This window comes from Mediterraneibacter agrestimuris, from assembly GCF_943193195.1.
Classification (GTDB): domain Bacteria; phylum Bacillota; class Clostridia; order Lachnospirales; family Lachnospiraceae; genus Schaedlerella; species Schaedlerella agrestimuris.
This window is the reverse complement of the sequence record NZ_CALPDG010000002.1, coordinates 183,697-204,368: the sequence shown is the minus strand read 5'-3', so window position 1 is coordinate 204,368 and position 20,672 is coordinate 183,697. Positions and strand designations below refer to the sequence as shown.

At 40.7% G+C, this 20,672-nt stretch carries 21 protein-coding genes; 20 read left to right on the top strand and 1 reads right to left on the bottom strand.

From position 1 onward, the window contains the following. Nucleotides 1–283: 283 nt before the first annotated feature. The 8 genes from NFS18_RS02280 (at nucleotide 284) to NFS18_RS02245 (ending at nucleotide 5,602) form a co-directional block, all read left to right on the top strand. Nucleotides 284–928, top strand: coding sequence for a CatB-related O-acetyltransferase (locus NFS18_RS02280; RefSeq protein ID WP_251387317.1), 645 nt, complete (start codon nucleotides 284–286; stop codon nucleotides 926–928). Nucleotides 929–1,082: 154 nt separating this feature from the next. Then, the gene (locus NFS18_RS02275) at nucleotides 1,083–1,346 is read left to right on the top strand and encodes a CD3324 family protein (protein ID WP_251387315.1); all 264 of its coding nucleotides are present in this window, start codon (nucleotides 1,083–1,085) and stop codon (nucleotides 1,344–1,346) included. A gap of 157 nt (nucleotides 1,347–1,503) precedes the next feature. After that, nucleotides 1,504–2,196, top strand: coding sequence for an alpha/beta hydrolase (locus NFS18_RS02270; RefSeq protein WP_251387314.1), 693 nt, complete (start codon nucleotides 1,504–1,506; stop codon nucleotides 2,194–2,196). A 562-nt stretch (nucleotides 2,197–2,758) separates the two neighbouring features. Next, nucleotides 2,759–3,175, top strand: a complete 417-nt coding sequence (locus tag NFS18_RS02265) for a sigma-70 family RNA polymerase sigma factor (protein ID WP_251387304.1) — start codon at nucleotides 2,759–2,761, stop codon at nucleotides 3,173–3,175. 4 nt (nucleotides 3,176–3,179) lie between these two features. After that, the gene (locus tag NFS18_RS02260) at nucleotides 3,180–3,416 is read left to right on the top strand and encodes a helix-turn-helix domain-containing protein (RefSeq protein ID WP_021985832.1); all 237 of its coding nucleotides are present in this window, start codon (nucleotides 3,180–3,182) and stop codon (nucleotides 3,414–3,416) included. A 65-nt stretch (nucleotides 3,417–3,481) separates the two neighbouring features. Continuing rightward, entirely contained in the window at nucleotides 3,482–3,685 is a 204-nt protein-coding gene (locus NFS18_RS02255; protein ID WP_251387375.1) for an excisionase, read from the top strand. Beyond that, entirely contained in the window at nucleotides 3,685–4,986 is a 1,302-nt protein-coding gene (locus NFS18_RS02250) for an integrase DNA-binding domain-containing protein (protein ID WP_251387302.1), read from the top strand. Before NFS18_RS02255 ends, NFS18_RS02250 begins: the two co-directional genes overlap by 1 nt. 157 nt (nucleotides 4,987–5,143) lie before the next feature. Further along, nucleotides 5,144–5,602, top strand: coding sequence for a low molecular weight protein-tyrosine-phosphatase (locus NFS18_RS02245; protein ID WP_251387294.1), 459 nt, complete (start codon nucleotides 5,144–5,146; stop codon nucleotides 5,600–5,602). Here NFS18_RS02245 and NFS18_RS02240 read toward each other — a convergent pair. Next, nucleotides 5,597–6,301, bottom strand: a complete 705-nt coding sequence (locus tag NFS18_RS02240; protein WP_251387292.1) for a J domain-containing protein — start codon at nucleotides 6,299–6,301, stop codon at nucleotides 5,597–5,599. The two genes, NFS18_RS02245 and NFS18_RS02240, sit on opposite strands and share 6 nt — an antisense overlap. Before the next feature lie 444 nt (nucleotides 6,302–6,745). On the opposite strand from NFS18_RS02240, the gene NFS18_RS02235 reads away from it, so the two are divergent. The 12 genes from NFS18_RS02235 to NFS18_RS02180 all read left to right on the top strand — a co-directional run bounded on the left by NFS18_RS02235 (nucleotide 6,746) and on the right by NFS18_RS02180 (nucleotide 20,628). Beyond that, nucleotides 6,746–8,053: a D-alanyl-D-alanine carboxypeptidase family protein gene (locus NFS18_RS02235; protein ID WP_251387283.1), complete on the top strand. Its 1,308-nt coding sequence runs from the start codon at nucleotides 6,746–6,748 to the stop codon at nucleotides 8,051–8,053. Between the two features lie 174 nt (nucleotides 8,054–8,227). After that, entirely contained in the window at nucleotides 8,228–8,881 is a 654-nt protein-coding gene (deoC, locus tag NFS18_RS02230) for a deoxyribose-phosphate aldolase (RefSeq protein WP_251387275.1), read from the top strand. Nucleotides 8,882–8,916: 35 nt separating this feature from the next. Next, on the top strand, nucleotides 8,917–9,819 hold the full coding sequence (locus NFS18_RS02225; RefSeq protein ID WP_251387273.1) for a metallophosphoesterase: 903 nt from the start codon (nucleotides 8,917–8,919) through the stop codon (nucleotides 9,817–9,819). Nucleotides 9,820–9,922: 103 nt separating this feature from the next. Next, on the top strand, nucleotides 9,923–10,666 hold the full coding sequence (locus NFS18_RS02220; protein WP_251387271.1) for a segregation and condensation protein A: 744 nt from the start codon (nucleotides 9,923–9,925) through the stop codon (nucleotides 10,664–10,666). 51 nt (nucleotides 10,667–10,717) lie between these two features. Next, on the top strand, nucleotides 10,718–11,287 hold the full coding sequence (scpB, locus tag NFS18_RS02215; RefSeq protein ID WP_251387367.1) for an SMC-Scp complex subunit ScpB: 570 nt from the start codon (nucleotides 10,718–10,720) through the stop codon (nucleotides 11,285–11,287). Nucleotides 11,288–11,613: 326 nt separating this feature from the next. Further along, nucleotides 11,614–12,936 (top strand): D-alanyl-D-alanine carboxypeptidase family protein, encoded by a 1,323-nt coding sequence (locus tag NFS18_RS02210; RefSeq protein ID WP_251387269.1) that lies wholly within the window; start codon nucleotides 11,614–11,616, stop codon nucleotides 12,934–12,936. A 193-nt stretch (nucleotides 12,937–13,129) separates the two neighbouring features. Next, complete coding sequence (locus NFS18_RS02205; RefSeq protein ID WP_251387267.1) at nucleotides 13,130–15,118, top strand: 2-isopropylmalate synthase; 1,989 nt, start codon at nucleotides 13,130–13,132, stop codon at nucleotides 15,116–15,118. A gap of 292 nt (nucleotides 15,119–15,410) precedes the next feature. Beyond that, entirely contained in the window at nucleotides 15,411–16,847 is a 1,437-nt protein-coding gene (locus NFS18_RS02200; RefSeq protein WP_251387265.1) for an acyl-CoA carboxylase subunit beta, read from the top strand. Between the two features lie 14 nt (nucleotides 16,848–16,861). Next, nucleotides 16,862–17,635, top strand: a complete 774-nt coding sequence (locus NFS18_RS02195) for an OadG family transporter subunit (RefSeq protein WP_251387263.1) — start codon at nucleotides 16,862–16,864, stop codon at nucleotides 17,633–17,635. Between the two features lie 18 nt (nucleotides 17,636–17,653). Further along, complete coding sequence (locus NFS18_RS02190) at nucleotides 17,654–18,022, top strand: biotin/lipoyl-binding carrier protein (protein WP_251387261.1); 369 nt, start codon at nucleotides 17,654–17,656, stop codon at nucleotides 18,020–18,022. A 20-nt stretch (nucleotides 18,023–18,042) separates the two neighbouring features. Further along, nucleotides 18,043–19,194, top strand: coding sequence for a sodium ion-translocating decarboxylase subunit beta (locus tag NFS18_RS02185; protein WP_251387260.1), 1,152 nt, complete (start codon nucleotides 18,043–18,045; stop codon nucleotides 19,192–19,194). Nucleotides 19,195–19,212: 18 nt separating this feature from the next. Continuing rightward, a complete protein-coding gene (locus NFS18_RS02180) occupies nucleotides 19,213–20,628 on the top strand; it encodes an oxaloacetate decarboxylase subunit alpha (RefSeq protein WP_251387258.1) in 1,416 nt (471 codons plus the stop codon). Nucleotides 20,629–20,672 lie beyond the last annotated feature (44 nt).

Below are 20,672 nucleotides of genomic sequence, written 5' to 3'. Positions count from 1 at the left end.
GAGACAAAAGAAAAAATAGATTTTATCGAAAAGTGGTGCTGGAGTTCTTCTCCAGCACCAACTTTGTCTACAGTCTGCGGTGGCTGCAAAGCAGCCGCCTAAAAATGTCAAGGTACTCGTTATTTTGCGTTTACTGAAGAAATGTCACATGGTTATTGTTTTTCAATCGAACGGCGTATATAATTGTCCTTAAATCAAAAGAGAGGTGGTTTAGGTGAAACTCTGCATTGTATTATCTGGAATAGTTAAATAGACAGTATTCAAATTAACAGGAGGATTTTAAATGACTATTCCAGTAAAACAGATTTATCCCCGCACAGGCGATAAAGAAACTATTTATTTGAAACATGTAATCACGAATCCTAATATAACGGTTGGAGATTTTACAATGTACAATGATTTTGTAAATGACCCGATGTTATTTGAGAAAAACAATGTATTATATCACTATCCGATAAACGATGATAAATTGCAGATTGGAAAATTCTGTTCCATTGCTTGTGGTGCAAAATTCCTTTTTAACAGTGCCAATCATACGCTGTCTTCATTATCCACTTATCCATTTCCTCTATTTTTTGAGGAATGGGGATTAGAGAAGAAAGACGTAACAAACGCATGGGATAATAAAGGCGATATTGTCATAGGAAATGACGTTTGGATTGGTTATGAAGCTGTTGTTTTAGCTGGGGTCACGATTGGAGACGGAGCAATCGTTGGAACTCGTGCAGTTGTCACAAAAGATGTTCCGCCATATACGATTGTTGGCGGTGTTCCGGCAAAACCAATAAAGAAGCGATTTCCAGAAGAAACCATTTCTGCACTATTGGAGATTCAATGGTGGAACTGGTCTGAGGAAAGAATCGCAAGAAATATTGGTGCTATACAAAGCGGAAACATTAAACAGTTAAAACAAGCGATGTACATGTAATTAGGACGGTGATACGATGTGTATAAATAAAAAAAGAAAGAACGATGTTTCACTCCATGCAAAGTCAGTAAATACTAACGCCATTTGCATGGAGTAATAAGGCGTAATGCTGGCTTTGCTATTTGACGATGAAAAGTTAAAGGAGTGAGCCTGCATGAAATATATCAAAGCAGATTCGGTGCTCCCCATTGCTTTAGTTGAAGAATTGCAAAGTTATATACAAGGCGGATATATTTATGTTCCCTCAAGAAAAGACAGCAAAAAGAAATGGGGCGAATTAAGTGGTTGTATATATGAGATTGAGCAGAGAAACAGAAAAATAAGAAAAGATTATCAGCAAGGGAAAAGTGTTGATGAATTAGCTGGTATCTATTATCTTTCTGTTCATTCAATCAGAAAAATCATATATGAGAAATAATTTCCGAGAGGTCGTAGTTTTGCGGCCTCTCTTTTGTGTTTCCGTGTATCTAAAAGGAAGCCACGGTGAAAATTCTTATAGATAAAAAACACTTCTGTAAGTGACAGTATATTGAGAACGCTATCCCCTAGTGATACGATGTAATCGGTGATGAAAGATGAAAACAACAAAATTTTATATTGGAAAGATTCCGGTCATTATCTGGGGAGGGAAATCTGACAAGGTATACATTTATATTCATGGGAAAATGTCCGATAAGGAGTCTGCTGAAACTTTTGCTCGGATAGCAGAAAATAGAGGCTATCAGACAATCAGTTTTGACTTACCGGAACATGGAGAAAGAAAAAGCGAGAATTACAGGTGCGATATTTGGAATGGCATTTTTGACCTTCATAGGATAAGTTCCTATACGTTTGCTAATTGGAAATCGGTATCTTTGTTTGCTTGTAGTTTGGGCGCATATTTCAGTTTGCAGGCATATAAAGATATTACTTTTGAAAAGTGCTTTTTTCTATCTCCAATCGTAAATATGGAATATCTCATCAAAAATATGTTCCAGTGGTTTCATGTTACGGAAGAAATGCTTTATACCAAAAGAGAAATTCCAACACCGATTGATACTTTGTCTTGGGATTACTTCCAGTATGTAAAGAAAAATCCCGTAACAAGATGGAATAGTCCAACCTATATACTTTATGGAGGTAAGGACAATTTGCAATCTTTACAGGCCATAGAAAATTTTGCAAAGTCCAATTCTGTGTTATTGACTATATCAGAGCAGAGTGAACATTCTTTTATGGGAAATGGAGATGACAAGATTATAAAAAGTTGGATATGTGATAATCTGTAAAATCAATACAACTCAACTCTATTGCTGTTGGCATAGACCAGACGAAATACGCTTTGCGAATTTTGCTGGTTATCGCGGCAGTCGCCAAGTGAATATGCAAGCATATTCGTTTGGCTCGTTGCTCGCGTAAATAAAAAAACCGTTGCCGACAGTGTCTTTTTTGAATACGATAAATTTGGACGACGGTTGAAAAGCTGTCGTTTTTCTTTTCCTAATTCTATGAATAATACAGGTTTTATTTTGGCGGCTCTTGGAGGTAGTCGCTTTGATAAAGCATTGTAAAACACGATTCTTAATAAATCCGTTATTGTCAAAAAAATATATATCTATTCAATAACATTTTACACCCTTGAATGTGGTTTTTTACATTACATAGCAGGAACTATCGGAAAAGCGCAGGATCAGCATTTATTAGTTGTTCCTGTGCTTTTTTGCTGTCTCAAAATATCTTTAAACAATTTTACAGACAGGGTAACAAATCTCATCTCAGTGGTGAGTGTTAGAGCGAAAAGAGGTAAGAATCTTCACGCTTTAACAACTTTCACGGGAAGGAGGTGAGATTATGTCCCCTTCTTCATTTGAAAAAGCAATAAGATTACAGTTTGATTGTCTTATCCGTAAAGTCATAGATAAGACGGTTAAGAACTGTTACAGAGAACTCGGAAGACGTGCAAAGCATGAAGTTCCGTTTAGTGATGTGACAGAAGCAGATTTGAACTATGTAGCTACCATAGATGAATATTCTATGGGATATACAGTGTTTCCTGTATACGGAACGGAAGTCCGTGTTTTTGATGAGCATTTGTGTGAAGCAATCAAGGCATTGAGTGAAAGACAAAGAAACATCGTTCTAATGTCCTATTTCCTTGAAATGTCAGATATAGAAATCGGTGAGATTATTGGTATTTCAAGATGTTCTGTTTATCGGAACAGAATGAGAGCCTTAAATATTATCAGAGAAAAATATACGGAGGATTAGCACAATGGAACGTATACAAAAATGTCCGCGATTTTCAACTATCTGTTCAGCGGTAGACGGTGATGAGATAGCGATGGAAAAGATTTTAAATCATTATAATGCATACATATCAAAAGCATGTTTACGTCCTTGTTATGATGAATATGGAAATATGCGGATTGTGGTTGATATGGATTTAAAAGGCAGGGTACGAACTGCCATAATGAAAGCTATTTTAAATTTTGAGTTAGAAGTAAAGTGAAGATTTATGAATGCAATTCTATCTCTTTTCTAAAAATCAAAGAAAGGGGCGGCGGTGCTGTATATATGAAAAATGTGGATATTCCTGTATTGGAAAAATACACATTAACGATTGAAGAAGCGTCAGCGTATTTTCGTATCGGAGAAAAGAAACTCCGTAGACTGGTTGATGAACATAGAAATGCCAGTTGGCTGATTACGAACGGGAATCGGATTCAGATTAAGCGAAAGCAATTCGAGAAAATCATAGACGAGTTGGAGGAAATCTGATGTGGCGATTATGCCCCGATTATAATATACTCATTTTGTCATATCGGGGCTCTTTCAAGATACGAAAGGAGCGATTTGATGAGTGCAGTGCGAGAAGACGTGATAATAGAAATCGTATTTTACGCAATGGAGAGAGCCAACGAAAAGATGGGCGTTATATGTATAAGTACATTGATAATGCAGGAAATGCAAAATATGTGTATAGCTGGAAGCTGGTCAAAACCGATACAGTTCCGCAAGGTGCAAAAAACGATATTTCACTCCGAGATAAGGAAAAGCAGATACATAAGGATTTGGAAGATGATATTGTTTCTCTTGGCGGTGGAATGACAGTTTTGGAACTTGTCAAAAAGTACATTTCACAAAAAACGGGTGTAAGGCACAATACAGAAGCCAATTACAACTTTGTAATCAACATTATTAAAAAAGAAACCTTTGGAAACAAACGAATTGATAAAGTAAAATTATCAGACGCAAAAGGTTGGCTGATAAAGCTACAAGCTGACGGAAGAGGTTACAGTACCATACATACTGTAAGAGGCGTGGTAAGACCTGCGTTTCAGATGGCAGTTGATGATGATTTGATTCGCAAGAATCCATTTGAAATTCAGCTTGCGACTGTGGTTGTCAATGACAGTGTAACCAGAGAAGCTATTACAAGAAAACAACAAAGAGCATTTTTGGAGTTTATCAAAGCGGATAAGCATTTTAACCGTTACTATGAAGGAATTTATATCCTTTTTCATACAGGACTTCGTATATCGGAGTTTGTAGGCTTGACGATATCTGATATTGATTTGGAAAATGGAAAAATCAATATTGATCATCAGTTACAACGAAAGAGGAATATGGAATACATCATAGAAGCTACGAAAACTGATAGTGGCACAAGATTGGTTCCCATGACGGAGGAAGTTCAAGAATGTTTTCGCTTTATCATTACTAACAGAAAGAAACCTAAGAAAGAACCTGTTATTTACGATAAGAACAGAGTTGCTTATAAGGGATTCCTGTATCTTGATAAAAATGATATGCCAATGGTTGCTCTCCATTGGGAAAAGTATTTCCAGCATATATGCGAAAAGTACAACAAGATTTACAAGGAAGAATTACCAAAGATTACACCTCATGTATGCAGGTATACCTTTTGTTCCAACATGGCGAAATCGGGAATGAATCCAAAAACATTGCAGAAAATAATGGGACATTCCGATATTGGTGTAACACTGAATACTTATACACATTTAGATTTTGAGGATATTCAAAAAGAAATGAAACAGGTATGTGATAGCGAGTTGTAAAGTTGTATATGACACATAGTTTTACAACCAATTTTACAACTTTTGGGCGAAAACTTATGCTAAATTATACTAAGATATGCTAATAGCAAAGAAAATGAAATGTTGTAAAAACGCTGAAAAATCAAGGAAAAACCTATAATCAAAGGAGTTTAAATATATGATAAAAGTATTATTTGTCTGCCACGGCAATATTTGCAGATCAACCATGGCTCAATTTGTTTTCCAGGATATGATCAACAAACAAGGTCTTACAGAGCAATTTTATATTGATTCTGCGGCTACCAGTCGGGAAGAGATTGGTAACCCGCCACATCATGGAACGGTACATAAATTGAAACATATAGGTATTCCAATTCTGCCGCACCGTGCAGTACAAATGACAAAAAAGGATTATAACAAATATGACTATTTGATTGGTATGGATTCCATGAATATCCGTAATATGCTGCGAATCGTGTCTTCAGACCCGGAGCATAAGATATGCAGGCTGCTGGATTTTACAGAGCATCCGAGAGATATAGCAGATCCGTGGTATACAGGAAACTTTGATTTAACTTATGAAAATATAAAAGAGGGCTGTGAGGCCCTCCTGGAGGACTGTTGGCGACGCTTATAAAGCGTACGTCAGCAATCTTTTTAATTGATGATGAAATTGTTTGTTCTGCGCACGCAGTTTTAATCGCTCTGCACTGGATTTGTTTTGGTTAATAAAGGCATCATATTGTGCAAATAGTGTATGATAATCAAGTGTCTGATTCTGACTCCAGTGAATGAGAACCCAGTTCATTGCCTCAGACTGCCAGTAATCCATCGGAATCTCTGCATTTTTTAATATAGTAATATGGGAAAGCGCTTGTATTGAGAGGTTTTTAAGGGTTGTATTTAGTTCCTTTTCACATGTTGAACTTTTCCCAAGCCTATTCAAAATCTTCTGTGTCAGGCTGACTTTTTGGGATTCTTGTTCCAGAATCTCAATACTGTTTGTAACAATTTCATTGAGTTTTCCAGCAGCCGCCCAGTAGGTAACAAAAGACGTTTCATTCTCTGCGCTTTCTGGATCACTCATTGTAAATGTACGGAATACGCGATTGGTGCCGCCGCTTATTTTTTTATCATACTTGGCGCGCTTTTCTGGATCGGAAAGGATGTGGTATGCTTCCAAAATCTCTTGCATATATAGAGTTGTGTCTACACCGCTGCTCATGTTGGCATCAGGATGGTAAATCTTTGCCAGTGCATTTTTGGCGGCAGTAATTTCTTCGGGCGCAGCATCTCTGGAAACGCCCAGTATATGATAATATGTACGAATAGCCATTGTATATCCCCTTAATAATTTGTCTTGCGATATTATCGGATTCTCTGTTTATTTTTCTGGTATCAAAAGTTATCTGCTACGTTTATACAACAGAATTTTTGGTATGTAAATTTGCTTACTGAGTAACATTTTCTATAATAGAACTGTTACTAATATTAAGCTATTACAGCTAAAAAATCAAGGGAATACATAGTTTATCCAGTAAATCTGTTCGACAACGTTTTAGAAACTATAAATAGTATAACCCAAGATTTACTTGTGTAAAAGAAACAGCAGTAGTAATTGTAATGAATTTATGATTATTTCTACTGTTTTTTTGTTGCCAGGCATGCGGTAAAACAGTCCGGTGGACTATTTTGAGTTGGAATAAAAGGATGAGGTTCTAAATTCCAGTTATATTTACTATATTAGTAACAGACGATAAATAAGCAGAGGGTGCGGCTGATGAAAAAAGTCCTTGCAGTAATTTTAAGTGTCATATTCTGCGCGCAGAGTGTATATGCCATGCCGTTAGAAGCAATGACAGATCCGAAAGAAAATCGTATAGTACTGGAAACAGAAACAGCAGACAACACAAATGAAGACCAGACGGAGGGAAATACAGTAGAAACTGTTACAGATGAGATTTTATCAGAGGAAGATACACAGCTGACGGAAAGTGAAACTGTATCTACGATTGATGTCAGTGCGCCGTCTGCGATTCTGATGGAACCATCTACAGGAACGGTAATATTTGAAAAAGATGCAGATACAGCACGTCCACCGGCCAGTGTGACGAAGATTATGACAATGTTATTGATTTTTGATGCCCTGGAAAGTGGGAAAATCAAGCTGGAGGATGAAGTGTCGACCTCAGAATTTGCAGCATCTATGGGCGGTTCTCAGGTGTTCTTAGAGCCGGGAGAGACACAGTCTGTAGATACGATGCTGAAATGTATTTCTGTAGCCAGCGCTAACGATGCCTGTGTAGCCATGGCAGAGTACATATGCGGCAGCGAAGAAGAATTTGTCCGACAGATGAATGAACGTGCAAAAGGGCTTGGTATGGAAAACACGAATTTTGTGAATTGTAACGGTCTGGATACAGAAGGACATGTGACGACTGCGAGAGATATCGCACTGATGTCTAGAGAGCTGATCATGAAGTATCCGCAGATTCAGGACTATTGCATGATCTGGATGGAAAATATCACACATACGACAAACAAGGGTTCTTCAGAATTTGGACTGACAAATACAAACAAGCTGGTACGTCAGTATCAATACGCAACCGGATTGAAAACAGGTTCTACAGGAGAGGCAAAGTTCTGTGTATCTGCTACTGCAAAAAAAGATGATATTGAACTGATCGCCGTGATTATGGCAGCAGAAGATTCTAAAGCAAGGTTTCGGGATGCGACTACGTTGTTAAATTATGGATTTGGGAAATGTAAACTCTATCAGGATATAGATCCAGAAAAACTAAAAAACCTGAAGGTAAATGGCGGAAAAGAAGAGGAATTACCGATTGTATACGAGAATACATTTTCCTATCTGGATACATCAGGAGCAGATTTATCAGGTGTAACCAGAGATGTGAAATTGAAAAAGTCAGTAAAAGCACCAGTGAAAAAGAACGACAAAGTAGGAGAAGTAATATACTTTTTAAACGGTGAAGAAATTGGTAAAATCAACGTGATTGCGGGAAAAAGTATAAAAAAAGCCAGTTTTCTTGATTATTTTTACAAAGTACTTAAGGTCTTCCGGGTTTAAATTATTTACTTTGAGTGAAAAAAATGGTAGGATAGTTAAAGTAACGCGAATACGAATGCAGTGTATACTTGTATACATTTTAAAAATATAAGTATACACTAGAATAATATATAGAAGCTGAATTATATAAAATTTAAAGCAAACAGGATATAAAATATTTTAGGAGGAAATAAAATGGAGTACGCAGGATTGATTGACCATACGATTTTAAATCCACAGGCAACCCTCGAAGATGTGGATAACTTATGTAAAGAGGCCGCAGAATGTGGATTCTGCTCCGTTTGTGTCAACTCTAGTTTCGTATATTATTGTGCAGAAAAATTAAAAGATACTCACACAAAAGTCTGCGCTGTGGTGGGTTTTCCACTTGGGGCAATGTCTACGGATGGAAAAGTTGCGGAAACATTGGCAGCTGTTCAGGACGGTGCTGATGAAATTGATATGGTTGTTCACATTGGAATGTTAAAAAGTGGTAATTGGGAATATGTAAAAGAAGACATCGCGGCAGTTGTTACAGCTGCAGGGAAAGATGTAAATGTTAAGGTGATTTTGGAAATGTGTCTTTTGACAGAATTGGAGAAAATCCGTGCCTGTCAGATATGTAAAGAAGCAGGAGCAGATTTTGTAAAGACTTCCACAGGATTTTCAACGGGCGGTGCAACAGTCGAGGATGTACGGCTGATGCGAAAGACGGTCGGTCCTGAGATGGGGGTGAAGGCTGCCGGAGGAATCCGGAATCTTACAGATATGAAAGCTATGTTGGATGCCGGAGCAAGCAGGATTGGAACAAGTGCGGGAGTTGCAATTGTAAATGCTGCTAAACAGTAGGATATGGATATAAAGAAAATGCGGAGAAAACCGGAATGAAATTATCAAATTTGTTAGTATCCGGCGCTGTATGCGCCGGGTTAATTTTTGTCGAGGGGATTCGGGAACAGTTGAATTTTAAAGTGACAAAATATCAGATCTGTACACCTAAAATGAAATCTGGGGTAAAACCAAAGAAAATCGTGTTTTTAAGCGATTTGCACAACACGGAATATGGAAAAGAAAATGCACGTCTCTTGTATGCTATCCGGAAAGCGGGTCCAGATTTGATCTTGATCGGCGGAGATATGCTTATCGGAAAACGTGGCATACTGCCAGAACCGGCGCTGAATTTTGTAGGGAAACTTCCGGAGATTGCACCTGTTTATTATGCCAATGGCAATCATGAACAGCGTATGAAAGAAGATACAGTTAAATACGGTAATATGTTTTATTTATATCGCAGTGAACTGTGTGAGAAAGGTGTACATTTTCTGGAAAATGAATCAGCAGTAGCGGAGTTTGACGGTATAAAGATTCGTTTGACCGGGCTTGAGCTTCCACGTAAAACATATGAGAAGTTTACAAGATATCACTTGCAAAAAGAAGATATTGTAAAACAGGTGGGTACAAATCAAAAAGAAAAGAATACGGCTGATATTGATCATATGGATTATTATGAGATTCTTCTGGCACATAATCCTGTTTATTATCATGCTTACAAAGCATGGGGGGCGGATCTGGTTCTGTCGGGACATTTACATGGAGGAATTGCAAGAATTCCGGGATGGCGCGGGGTGATTACGCCGCAGGCATTTTTGTTCCCCAAATATTCTGGAGAGATGACTGAAGAAGACAGACAGGTAATTGTAGTAAGCAGGGGACTTGGCATGCATACAATTAAATTCCGGCTTTTCAACAGACCAGAATTAATTATGCTGGAGATAGCCGGAGAATAAAAAGGAAATAAACATGTAATGAGAAAGTCTTGAAAAATAGCAAAAATCCACGTATAATGCTTTGAGACATAGATACATTTTTGAAAAACAGGAGAACATTGAAATGGGTATTCCCGTAAAACTGGAAGTTTTTGAAGGTCCGCTGGATCTGCTTCTCCACTTGATCGATAAAAATAAAATAGATATTTATGATATTCCGATCGTGGAGATCACGAATCAGTACATGGAGTACATCCGCAATATGCAGCAGGATGATTTGAATATTATGAGTGAATTTCTCGTGATGGCGGCAACACTGCTTGACATCAAGTGCCGGATGCTGCTCCCGAAGGAAGTAAATGAGGATGGCGAAGAGGAAGATCCGCGTGCGGAACTGGTGGAGCAGCTTCTTCAATATAAGATGTACAAGTATATGGCATATGAACTGAAAGACCGTCAGTCGGATGCGGAATTTATTATGTTTAAGCCTCCGACTATTCCAGACGAGGTGAAAGAGTATTCAGAGCCGGTAGATTTGGATAAATTGCTGGGAGATCTGACTCTGTCCAGACTGAATAAAATTTTTCAGGATGTGATGAAACGGCAGGACAACAAGATCGACCCTATCCGAAGTAAATTCGGAAAGATTGAGAAAGAGGAAGTACCTCTTCCAATGAAAATGACTTATGTCCAAGATTATGCGAAGTCCCATAAACGGTTTAGTTTCCGCCAGCTTTTAGAAGAACAAAAAACGAAAATGCACATTGTTGTTACATTTCTGGCGATTTTGGAACTGATGAAAACAGGAGAAATCCGCGTGGCTCAGGAAGAGACATTTGGAGAGATTATGATAGACTCGCTTTTGTAAAGATGCAGTATGTTAAGGACGCAGCACAAAAGGAGAGGACTGATGGAAATAATGGAAATAAAAAAATTACAAGGTGTGATCGAGGCGATTTTGTTCACCATGGGCGAATCTGTGGAGTTGAGCAGGATTGCATCAGCAATTGAACATGATGAAGAGACAACACGTAAAATCATTCATAGTATGATGGATGAATATGATGCGGAAAACCGGGGAATCCGTATTATTGAACTGGACAATGCATTTCAGATGTGTACGAAGAAGGAAATGTATGAATATCTGATCCGTATTGCGAAACAGCCGAAACGCTATATGCTGACAGATGTGGTACTGGAGACACTCTCCATCATTGCTTACAAGCAGCCGGTAACAAAGTTAGAAATTGAGAAAATCCGTGGTGTGAAGTCTGACCATGCGGTAAATAAGCTGGTAGAATATGGATTGGTTGAAGAGACAGGGCGGCTGGATGCACCGGGAAGACCGCTTTTGTTTGGAACAACAGAGGAGTTTTTGCGCCGGTTTAGTGTACAGTCACTGGAAGAACTTCCGACACTGGATTCTGAGAAATTGGAACATTTCAAAGAAGAAGCGGAAGATGAGGCGCAATTAAAACTGGATATTTAGAGTTTACAAGAAGAAAATTTACATAAAAATGAATTGTATACATGTATTCTGTATAAATAAACAGGGCTTGTTTACACCTGAATTTCGTTCTTATGCCTCAAACAGCAAGTGTTTGGGCTGGTCTGAACTCCTGAACCGTGTACTGCGTTGCATGGTCACAGACTAGTATGTACTGGGGTTGGAATCCGGTCTCTTGCCGTAAGGCAATTTTAAATAGACCGGATTCGTTACTGGGAACACCGTAGGTGTGAACAGTAAGTGTTTTTAGAATAGGTTTGTATGCAGCTGCATATGTATGAAATAATGAGATATATGGTGAGGAACCTATGCCGAAAATACATAGAAATTCTTTCAATAGAAAAAGAAAATGGACCTCGGTGCTGCTGAGTCTGTGTCTGGCGATACAGTTTATGGCAGGAGCTGGGGGGTCTGTTGTTTATGCAGAAGAAGTGTCGGAAGAGATTCAGGAGCCGAACAATTTATACGCCCAGGCTGCGGTATTGATGGATGCAGACAGCGGGCGTATTTTATTTGCAAAAAACGGACAGGAAGAACGGGCAATGGCCAGTACAACGAAGATCATGACTTGTATTCTGGCGCTGGAACAAGGCAATTTGGATGAAATCGTTACGGCAAGCAATAATGCAGCATCACAGCCAGAGGTGCGCCTTGGTATCCGGGAGGGGCAACAGTTTAAGCTGCGGGATTTGCTTTACTCGTTGATGTTAGAATCTCACAATGACGCTGCGGTTGTCATTGCAGAGGCTGTAGGAGGAACGGTGGCGGGGTTTGCAGATATGATGAATGCAAAGGCTGAGAAATTAAACTGTAGGAACACTTATTTCATCACACCTAATGGTCTGGACGATGAAGATGAGTCAGGAATGCATCATACAACGGCAGTGGATCTGGCAAGGATTATGAAATATTGTATTATGGATTCACCGCAAAAGAATCTGTTTCTGGAAATTACCAGGACGCCGAATTATCAGTTTTCTGATGTCAACGGGGAACAAACATACTCCTGCAATAATCACAATGCCTTTTTACAAATGATGAAGGAGGCGCTTTCCGGCAAGACAGGATTTACTTCCGAGGCAGGATATTGTTATGTAGGAGCCTTGGAGAGCGAAGGACGTACTTTTGTTGTTGCGCTTCTTGCCTGCGGTTGGCCGAATAATAAAGGTTATAAATGGGCAGATACAAAAAAGCTGATGGCATATGGAATGGATCATTTTCATTATCAAACCTTTGAACAACTATTAAAGCTGGAACCTGTGGAAGTAATCGGGGGAATCCCGGAGGGAAATGCGCTGAGCGGCAGTTCGTCCGCAAAAACCAAAGTGCAGATGAAAGAGAAGCTTATAAATGACGAAAAAGAAAGTGATACAAAATGTAACCTTGATAGTGATAATGAGAATCAAATCAGAATAAACAGACTACTCCGAGATGATGAGGAAATCCGCATGGAATACTCCGAAAAAAAGCAGCTGACCGCTCCTGTAGAAAAAGGAGAAACGGTTGGTATGGTCCGTCTCTTTTTAAATGATGAAGAACTTTACACTGCACCCATAAAAACCGCTGAAACTGTGCCGGCCCGAACTTTTTCCTGGTGCGCCGCCCGGCTCCTGGAGTTATTTCTGATTTAACATCAAATTTAGGAAAAAAGACAACTGTTTAAACGCTGTAAGTTTTGTCTAAATTTTCAATAGCACACATTTAGATTAAAAAACATCAACCAAAGTGATTAAAATCTTCACTACAAAACCCTAAAACTATATGATAGTATAAACGAAGATAAAAAAAGACAATTAAATTGATAAAATATAAGGAGATGCTGTTATGAAAAATTTTGAAAAATACGAGCGGTCTTATTTTATGCCGCCTGTAGACTGTTATGATTGGGTGAAGAAAGACTATATTGACAAACCGCCGATTTGGTGCAGTGTAGATTTACGTGACGGGAACCAGGCATTGATTGAGCCTATGAGTCTGGAAGAGAAAGTGGAATTTTTCAAGTTGCTTGTGAAAGTTGGATTTAAAGAGATTGAAGTTGGTTTCCCAGCGGCGTCCGAGACGGAGTTTCGGTTTATGCGTACTTTGATCGAGCAGGAGCTGATTCCGAACGATGTAACGGTTCAGGTGCTGACACAGGCGAGGGAGCATATTATCAAAAAAACTTTTGAGGCAGTAAAAGGCGCACCGCATGCAGTTATACATGTATACAATTCAACATCTGTGGCGCAGCGTGAGCAAGTGTTTAGAAAGAATAAGGAGCAGGTAAAGCAGATTGCCATTGATGGCGCCAAGTTGTTAAAAGAACTGGCAGAACAGACCGATGGCAACTTTACATTTGAATACAGCCCGGAGAGTTTCCCTGGAACAGAAGTAGATTACGCATTAGAAGTATGCAATGCGGTTCTGGATGTGTGGAAGCCTTCACCAGAGAAGAAGGCAATTATCAATCTGCCGACAACAGTGCAGATTGCCATGCCGCATGTGTTCGCAAGTCAGGTAGAGTATTTTGACAAGAATCTTTTGTATCGTGATAATGTTATCATTTCTTTACATCCGCACAATGACCGCGGCTGCGGTATCAGTGATGCAGAGCTTGGAGTGCTGGCGGGTGCAGACAGAATTGAGGGAACTCTGTTTGGAAACGGTGAGCGTACCGGTAATGTGGACATTATTACACTTGCCATGAATATGTTTGCCCATGGAATTGATCCGAAGCTGGATTTTGCAAATATGAGTGAAATTTGTGAAGTATATGAGAGTCTGACAAGAATGCAGGTATCTCCGCGCCAGCCTTATGCAGGAGAACTGGTATTTACCGCATTTTCAGGATCTCATCAGGATGCAATTGCAAAGGGCATGTCATGGAGAGAAGAGAAAGAGTGCGATAAGTGGACGGTTCCTTATCTGCCGATCGATCCTCAGGATGTAGGCAGAAGGTATGATTCCGATGTGATTCGTATTAACAGCCAGTCAGGCAAGGGCGGTGTGAACTATATCCTGAAGCAGAGTTTCGGAATCAGTCTGCCGGAGAAGATGAGAGAAGAAGTCGGATACTTGGTTAAAGATGTTTCCGACAAGGCACACAAAGAACTTACTGCAGACTGGGTATATCATATTTTTGAAGACAATTACATCAATGCGAAAAGTATTTTTACGATTGATTCCTGCCACTTTCAACAGGAAGACGGCATTGTTTCTGAGGCAGTGATCACTCATGCGGGAGATAAACGGAATATTACAGGTGTTGGAAACGGACGTCTGGATGCTGTCAGCAATGCACTGAAACATTATTTTGATATTGAATATGAACTGACGTTTTACGAGGAGCATTCTTTGACAACCGGTTCTTCTTCTAAAGCGGTTGCCTACGTGGGAATTGTCAGCAAAGATAAGACCTACTGGGGAGTCGGCATTGATGCTGATATTATTAAAGCGTCTATTGGAGCGTTGGAAGTAGCGGTTAATAAGCTGGAGGAAGTTCAAGAACGCAGCGTGTCCAAGGACACAAGAATACTGGAAATTACCAATTATATTTATGCAAATTACAAGACAGTGACACTGGATGATCTGGCAGAACAGTTTTTCCTCTCCAAACCATATGTGTCGAAATATATAAAAGAAAAATCCGGCATGACATTTGGGGATATTTTGAAGAAGGTGCGGATGAAAAAGGCAAAAGCGATGTTAAAGAGCAGTAACATAACAGTAGAGAGTATTGCAGAATCTGTCGGTTATCAGAATGTGGAGCATTTTAACCGTATTTTCAAGAAAATGTATAATATAACTCCGGTGCAGTATAGAAATCAAAAGTAAAAAAGAAACTGACAAAACGGGAACATAAAACAGAGAGGGGCATATAGCTGAAATGCCGCCTCTCTGTTTTACTGTGTGATTGAATGCCCCGCATATCAGTTCGGCATATAAATTTTGTGTAACAGTTTAGCATAGGAGTTTGCACTTGCTGCAAACTCCGTAAAAACGTTAAAAACGTGTAACTATATTTTCCCATGGAAATTGATTGAAATATACACAATGTTGATATATAATATAAAAGGCAGAAATTTTGGATTATTTATTTAAAATATATAACATGGAGGGCTATGGTATGAGCTACAATGCAACTGGAAACTCTGCAAGCAAGAGAATTGCCACTTTGCTTGATGAGGGAAGCTTTGTTGAAATCGGTGGTGCTGTGACAGCAAGAAATACTGACTTCAATTTACAGGCAAATTGTACTCCGTCGGATGGTGTGATCACCGGCTACGGAGTGATTGACGGCAATCTTGTTTATGTGTACAGTCAAGATGCTGATGTATTAAAAGGTTCAGTCGGCGAGATGCACGCAAAGAAAATTGCCGGTATTTATGATATGGCAATGAAGATGGGAGCGCCGGTCATCGGTCTGATCGACTGTGCGGGCTTAAGACTTCAGGAGGCAACCGATGCGCTGGAAGCATTCGGCGGACTTTATTATAAGCAGGCAATGGCATCCGGTGTAGTTCCACAGATTACTGCAATCTTTGGCATGTGCGGCGGCGGTCTGGCAATTGTTCCGGGACTGACTGATTTTACCTTTATGGAGAGTAAAGATAGTAAGCTGTTTGTAAATTCTCCGAATGCACTGGAAGGCAATGAAGTATCCAGATGTGATACGTCTTCAGCAGAATATCAGAGTAAGACAGCAGGTCTGGTAGACGGAATCGGAACAGAAGAGGAGATTCTCGGACAGATTCGTTCTTTGATCTGCATGATTCCGGCAAATAACGAAGATGATATGTCTTATGGCGAATGTCTGGACGACTTGAACCGGATATGCGCAGATCTGGAAAATGCAGCGGAGGATACAGGAATTGCTCTTGCAACAATTTCTGATAACAATATTTTCTTTGAGACAAAGAAAGATTATGCGAAAGAAATGGCAACCGGATTTATCCGTCTGAACGGCATGACCATCGGTGCTGTTGCAAACCGTTCTAAAGTATATGACGCAGAGGGGAATGCGGAGAATTTTGATACGGTCCTGACTGTGGACGGGTGTAAGAAAGCTGCAGATTTCATCAATTTCTGCGATGCATTTTCTATTCCAGTGCTGACACTGACAAATGTTACAGGCTATGAAGCAACGAAAGAATCCGAGAAGAATATGGCAAAGAGTGTAGCTAAACTGACTTATGCGTTTGCTAATGCAACTGTGCCGAAGGTAAATGTTATTATCGGACAGGCATATGGAAGTGCGTATGTGACAATGAACAGCAAGTCTCTCGGGGCAGATCTGGTCTATGCATGGACAAATGCTGAAATCGGTATGATGGATTCTTCACTGGCTGCGAAGATCATGTATGCAGGTATTGATGCTGATAACTTAAAAGAAAAAGCGGCGGCTTATAAAGAGCTGCAGTCCAGTCCATTATCCGCAGCAAGAAGAGGATATGTGGATGCAATCATTGAGCCGGCTGATACAAGAAAGTATCTAATCGGTGCATTTGAAATGCTGTTCACAAAGAGAGAGAATCGTCCGGAAAAGAAACACGGTACGGTTTAGAGAGGTGAGGCAAAGTGAAGAAAAAATTAAGTTTATTGGGACTTGTCCTCATTCTGGCCTTAAGTCTGGCGGGATGCGGCAGCAAGTCTGCAAATGAGACAATATATGATCAGTCTATGATGGAACAGTATGCAGATGCGATGATTATGAATTTCAGCAGTATGGGCGAGGCTGATATGCAGATGTTCCGGGATATGTCTGATCTGGAATTGAATCTGATGCTTCTGAATTCAGGATTTCCGGTTGAAGCGGAGAATTTCCGGGCGATGATGGATGCGTGGACTGCAGGAGTAGAAGAATGCGGCGCGTTTGCGGACCATGGGGAGTATGAACTGGAAGAGAAGAACGGCGGTGCAATGCTCTCAGCAGAAATCACATGTGCGGATCGTACAGGTGTGATAGAATTTGCATTTGACGATAAGATGAATATGGAAAGTATCACTGTCAATGCAGATTACGCAATGAGTGAGATTCTGACAAAGGCAGGACTGAACACGGTATTGGGAATGGGAACTGTATTTGTTGTATTGATTTTTATTTCATTTATCATTTCACTCTTCAAATACATTCCTGTAATTGAGAAGAAATTTAAAAAGAAAAGAGAGCCGGAAACAAAGAAGCAGGAGACTGCAGCTTTGGCAGCAGTTGCTGCCGAAGAGGTCAGTGTATCTGATGACGGCGAACTTGTGGCAGCGATCGCAGCAGCGATTGCGGCATATGAGGGAACTTCGACAGATGGTTTTGTTGTTCGTTCCATTAAGAGAAGAAAATCAAACAAATGGAATTAATTCAGGAGGAATTTGGAAATGAAAAATTATACAATTACAGTAAACGGCAATGTATATGATGTAACAGTAGAAGAGAACGGCGCAGGCACAGCTTTGGCAGCTGCATCTGCTCCTGTATCAGCACCGAAGGCAGCGCCTGCAGCAGCGCCAAAGAAGGCAGCAGCGGGTGCAGGCAGTATTCAGGTAAAGGCAGGTGCTGCAGGGAAGGTATTTAAAATTGAAGCAAATGTAGGACAGAGCGTACAGTCAGGAGATACTGTAGTTATCATTGAAGCGATGAAGATGGAGATTCCGGTTGTAGCGCCGGAAGCAGGAACAGTCGCTAGTATTGATGTGGCAGTAGGTGATGCAATTGAGGCAGGAGCAGTACTGGCTACATTAAACTAGTTTTCCGGGAGGTTTGACAAATGGAATATATTTCAAATACATTAGGAAACCTCATAGACCAGACTGCATTCATGAATCTGACGGTTGGAAATCTGATCATGATTGCAGTTGCCTGTGTGTTCCTATATTTAGCAATCCGACACGGCTTTGAGCCGCTTCTGCTTGTTCCGATTGCATTTGGTATGCTGCTTGTAAATATCTATCCGGATATTATGCTGCATGCTGAAGATGCCGCAAACGGTACAGGCGGACTTCTTTATTATTTTTATGTATTAGACGAGTGGTCTATCTTGCCGTCCCTGATTTTCATGGGTGTAGGAGCGATGACCGATTTTGGTCCGTTGATTGCCAACCCAAAGAGCTTCCTTCTTGGCGCGGCGGCACAGTTCGGTATCTTTGCTGCTTATCTTGGGGCTATGGCGATGGGATTTTCCGACAAAGCTGCTGCTGCAATTTCTATTATCGGAGGAGCAGACGGACCGACATCCATCTTCCTTGCGGGTAAGCTGTCCCAGACTGCGATTATGGGACCAATCGCAGTAGCGGCATATTCTTACATGTCACTGGTGCCGATTATCCAACCGCCGATCATGAAGCTTCTGACAACAGAAGAAGAGCGTAAGATCAAAATGGATCAGCTTCGTCCGGTTTCCAAACTGGAGAGAATTTTGTTCCCGATTATTGTTACTATCGTTGTCTGCGTGATTCTGCCGACAACAGCACCTTTGGTAGGTATGCTGATGCTTGGTAACCTGTTCAAGGAATCTGGAGTTGTAAGACAGTTAAGCGAGACTGCATCCAATGCTTTGATGTACATCGTAGTTATCCTGCTTGGAACATCAGTTGGAGCGACCACAAGTGCAGAAGCATTTTTGAACTGGGATACACTGAAGATTGTTGCATTGGGATTGATCGCATTTGCATTTGGTACAGCGGCTGGAGTTATCTTTGGTAAAATCATGTGCAAAGCAACCGGAGGAAAGGTTAATCCACTGATCGGTTCCGCAGGTGTATCTGCTGTTCCGATGGCAGCCAGGGTATCTCAGAAAGTCGGAGCAGAGGCAGACCCGACCAACTTCCTGCTGATGCATGCGATGGGTCCGAACGTTGCAGGTGTTATCGGTACTGCGGTAGCAGCCGGAACATTTATGGCAATATTCGGCGTGAAATAATAATGGAGGAATAAGAAAATGGCAGATATGGTAAGAAAACCAGTTAAGATTACAGAAACAATCCTTCGTGACGCTCATCAGTCTCTGATTGCCACCCGTATGACAACAGAGCAGATGCTGCCGATCGTCGAGAAAATGGACAAAGTCGGATACCATGCAGTGGAATGCTGGGGCGGGGCAACTTTTGATGCTTCCCTCCGTTTTCTGAAGGAAGATCCGTGGGAGAGACTTCGTAAATTCCGTGATGGCTTTAAGAATACAAAATTGCAGATGTTGTTCCGTGGACAGAATATCCTCGGATACCGTCCGTATGCAGATGATGTTGTAGAGTATTTCGTACAGAAATCAGCAGCAAACGGAATCGATATCATCCGTATTTTTGATTGTCTGAATGATATGCGTAACTTGCAGACCGCAGTTACCGCAGCGAATAAAGAAAAAGCACATGCACAGGTTGCAATGTCTTATACACTGGGTGAGGCATATACACTGGAATACTGGATGGAACTGGCGAAAAGGATTCAGGAAATGGGCGCTAATTCTATCTGTGTAAAGGATATGGCAGGACTTCTCTGTCCGTATCAGGCAACAGAGCTTGTTGAGGCATTGAAGGAAGCAGTTGAGATTCCGATTGAGATGCATACACATTATACTTCCGGTGTGGCTTCTATGACATACTTAAAGGCGGTAGAAGCAGGAGCGGATATCATCGATACTGCAATGTCACCATTTGCACTGGGAACGTCCCAGCCGGCGACAGAGGTTATGGTTGAGACATTTAAGGGAACGCCTTATGACACAGGTCTGGATCAGAATCTTCTGGCAGAAATCGCAGATTACTTCCGTCCTCTGCGCGACGAGGCTCTGGAGAGCGGACTGCTTAATCCAAAGAACCTTGGTGTCAATATTAAGACACTTTTGTATCAGGTACCAGGCGGTATGCTGTCTAACCTGACAAGCCAGCTTGCGGAACAGGGCGCCGCAGATAAATTCTATGAGGTTCTGGAAGAAGTACCGCGTGTACGTAAGGATCTTGGTGAGCCTCCGCTCGTTACACCGTCTTCACAGATTGTGGGTACACAGGCTGTATTCAACGTATTGATGGGCGAACGTTATAAGATGGCTACAAAGGAAACAAAGGACGTTCTTTCCGGAAAATATGGTGCAACAGTTAAACCGTTTGATCCGGAAGTACAGAAGAAAGTTATCGGCGAGGATGCAGAGATTATTACCTGCCGTCCGGCTGATTTGATTCCAGATGAGTTGGATACACTCCGCAAAGAGTGTGCACAGTGGAGCCAGCAGGACGAGGATGTATTAAGTTATGCGTTGTTCCCGCAGGTTGCGACAGATTTCTTCAAGTACCGTGAAGCACAGCAGACAAAAGTAGATGCAACAGTTGCTGATACAGAGAACGGAGCATATCCGGTATAAGAAAAATGAAAAATAGAAGAACCAGTTCTGAATAATCGGAGCTG